The sequence below is a fragment of the Pseudomonas sp. SHLD1 genome (genome assembly GCF_028640935.1).
Lineage (GTDB): Bacteria > Pseudomonadota > Gammaproteobacteria > Pseudomonadales > Pseudomonadaceae > Chryseomonas > Chryseomonas aestiva.
Window position 1 is genome coordinate 1 of sequence record NZ_JAQZAD010000028.1, and the last position, 2,804, is coordinate 2,804.

At 68.2% G+C, this 2,804-nt stretch carries 2 protein-coding genes; both read left to right on the forward strand.

Features of this window, described 5'->3' with window-relative positions; translation table 11 throughout:
• Positions 1-1,113: methyl-accepting chemotaxis protein (locus tag PVZ77_RS19625; RefSeq protein ID WP_273808250.1), on the forward strand; the 1,113-nt coding region annotated here is incomplete at its 5' end.
• 121 nt (positions 1,114-1,234) lie between these two features.
• On the forward strand, positions 1,235-2,804 hold a 1,570-nt coding region (locus tag PVZ77_RS19630), incomplete at its 3' end, for a methyl-accepting chemotaxis protein (RefSeq protein ID WP_273808251.1).

Consider the following 2,804-nt stretch of genomic DNA (forward strand, 5'->3'; position numbering starts at 1 on the left):
CTGTCCATCGACCAGGCCAAGGCCTATGCCCCGGTGACCCAGGCGCGCAACCTGGCCATCGTCGCCACCCTGGTGGCGGTGGTCGCCATCATCCTGCTGCTGGGCTTGCTCATCCGCGTCCTGCTGCGCCCGCTGCACGAGCTGACCCGCGCCATGGACGACATCGCCGAAGGCGAGGGCGATCTGACCCGCCGCCTGCCGGTGCAGTCCCGCGATGAATTCGGCGCCCTGGCCGAGGCCTTCAACCACTTTGTGGCGCGCATCCACACCTCGATCCGTGACGTGGCCCAGAGCACCGGCGAACTCAACCACGGCACCCGCCGGGTGCTGGAGGCCTCGCAGTCGTCCATGCAGCAGTCCGATATCCAGGCCCAGCGCACCACCAGCGTGGCCGCGGCGATCAACGAACTGGGCGCCGCCGCCCAGGAGATCGCCCGCAATGCCGCCCATGCCTCCGGCGAGGCCAGCACGGCCCGCGCCCAGGGCGAGGAGGGCCGCGAGGTGCTCGACGAGGCCCTGCACGCCATGCAGGCGCTGTCGGCCAAGATCGGCACCAGTTGCGAACATATCGATGCGCTCAACGGCAAGGCCGCCAACATCGGCCAGATCCTCGAAGTCATCCGTGGCATCTCCGAGCAGACCAACCTCTTGGCGCTGAACGCCGCCATCGAGGCAGCCCGCGCCGGCGAAGCCGGGCGTGGTTTCGCCGTGGTGGCCGACGAGGTGCGCTCCCTGGCCAGCCGTACCCAGAGTTCGGCGCAGCAGATCCAGCAGATGATCGAAGAGCTGCAGAGCGGTTCGCGCGACGCCGTGGCCCTGATGCAGGAAAGCCAGCGGCAGAGCGCCCACAGCATGCAGGTGGCCAAGAGCGCCGGCGAGCGGCTGGGCAGCGTGACCGAGCGCATCGGCGAGATCGATGGACAGAACCAGTCGGTGGCCACCGCGACCGAGGAGCAGACCTCGGTGGTGGAAACCCTGAACATGGACATCAGCGAGATCAACCTGCTGAACCAGCAGGGCGTCGACAACCTCCAGGCCACCCTGGCGGCCTGCACCGCCCTGGAAGCCGAGGCCGGCCGCCTGCAGCGGCTGGTGGGCGGCTTCCGCATCTAGCGCGGGCCTGCGCAAAAGAGGCTGCCGTTCCGCTCAAGTCGTAACGTACGTGCCCGATAACGAGTGACCGCCATGCCCTGAATCCGGCATGGCTCCACTCTGGCCACGGACGCAGACCTGTATGAAGCGACACCTGAAATTCAGCCACAAGATCCTGCTGGTCGCGGCGCTGGTGATCACCACCGCACTGGCCGCTTCCGCGGGTTTCAATGCCTATCTGCAACGCCAGGCCATCGACCAGAGCCTGAGTGCCAACCTCGCGGAAACCGGCCGGGTCACCGCCGGCAACGTCGCCTACTGGCTGGATGCGCGGGTCAAGCTCATCGAAGGCGAAGCCCAGACCCTGGCGCGCGATCGCTCCCCCGAAGGCCTGGTCGGCCTGCTGGATCAGAAGATCTACACCGGCACCTTCGATTCCACCTACCTGGGCGAGGTGGACGGCACCTACACCACCCGCCCGCTGCGCACCCTGCCGGCCGGCTACGATCCGCGCAAGCGGCCCTGGTACGCGGCCGCCACCGCCGCCGGCACCACGGTGCTGACCCCGCCCTATATCTTCGCCTCTTCCGGACAGCTGGGCGTGACCATCGCCACGCCATTGCAGCGTGACGGCCAACTCGCGGGTGTGGTGGCCGGCGACCTCAACCTCTCGGCGCTGGTGGAAATCATCACCTCGCTCAACGTCGGCGGCCTGGGCGAAGCCTTCCTGGTCGACGGTGACGGCAAGATCCTGGTCAGCAGCCATCCCGAGCAGGTGCTCAAGACCCTCAAGGACGTCTTCCCCGAGCAGACCCCGTCCCTGCAGCCCGGTCTGCACGCGGTCACCCAGCAGGGCAGCGATCGCCTGGTGAGCTTTACTCCGGTCAATGGCCTGCCTTCGGTCAAGTGGTACCTGGCACTGTCCATCGACCAGGCCAAGGCCTATGCCCCGGTGACCCAGGCGCGCAACCTGGCCATCGTCGCCACCCTGGTGGCGGTGGTCGCCATCATCCTGCTGCTGGGCTTGCTCATCCGCGTCCTGCTGCGCCCGCTGCACGAGCTGACCCGCGCCATGGACGACATCGCCGAAGGCGAGGGCGATCTGACCCGCCGCCTGCCGGTGCAGTCCCGCGATGAATTCGGCGCCCTGGCCGAGGCCTTCAACCACTTTGTGGCGCGCATCCACACCTCGATCCGTGACGTGGCCCAGAGCACCGGCGAACTCAACCACGGCACCCGCCGGGTGCTGGAGGCCTCGCAGTCGTCCATGCAGCAGTCCGATATCCAGGCCCAGCGCACCACCAGCGTGGCCGCGGCGATCAACGAACTGGGCGCCGCCGCCCAGGAGATCGCCCGCAATGCCGCCCATGCCTCCGGCGAGGCCAGCACGGCCCGCGCCCAGGGCGAGGAGGGCCGCGAGGTGCTCGACGAGGCCCTGCACGCCATGCAGGCGCTGTCGGCCAAGATCGGCACCAGTTGCGAACATATCGATGCGCTCAACGGCAAGGCCGCCAACATCGGCCAGATCCTCGAAGTCATCCGTGGCATCTCCGAGCAGACCAACCTCTTGGCGCTGAACGCCGCCATCGAGGCAGCCCGCGCCGGCGAAGCCGGGCGTGGTTTCGCCGTGGTGGCCGACGAGGTGCGCTCCCTGGCCAGCCGTACCCAGAGTTCGGCGCAGCAGATCCAGCAGATGATCGAAGAGCTGCAGA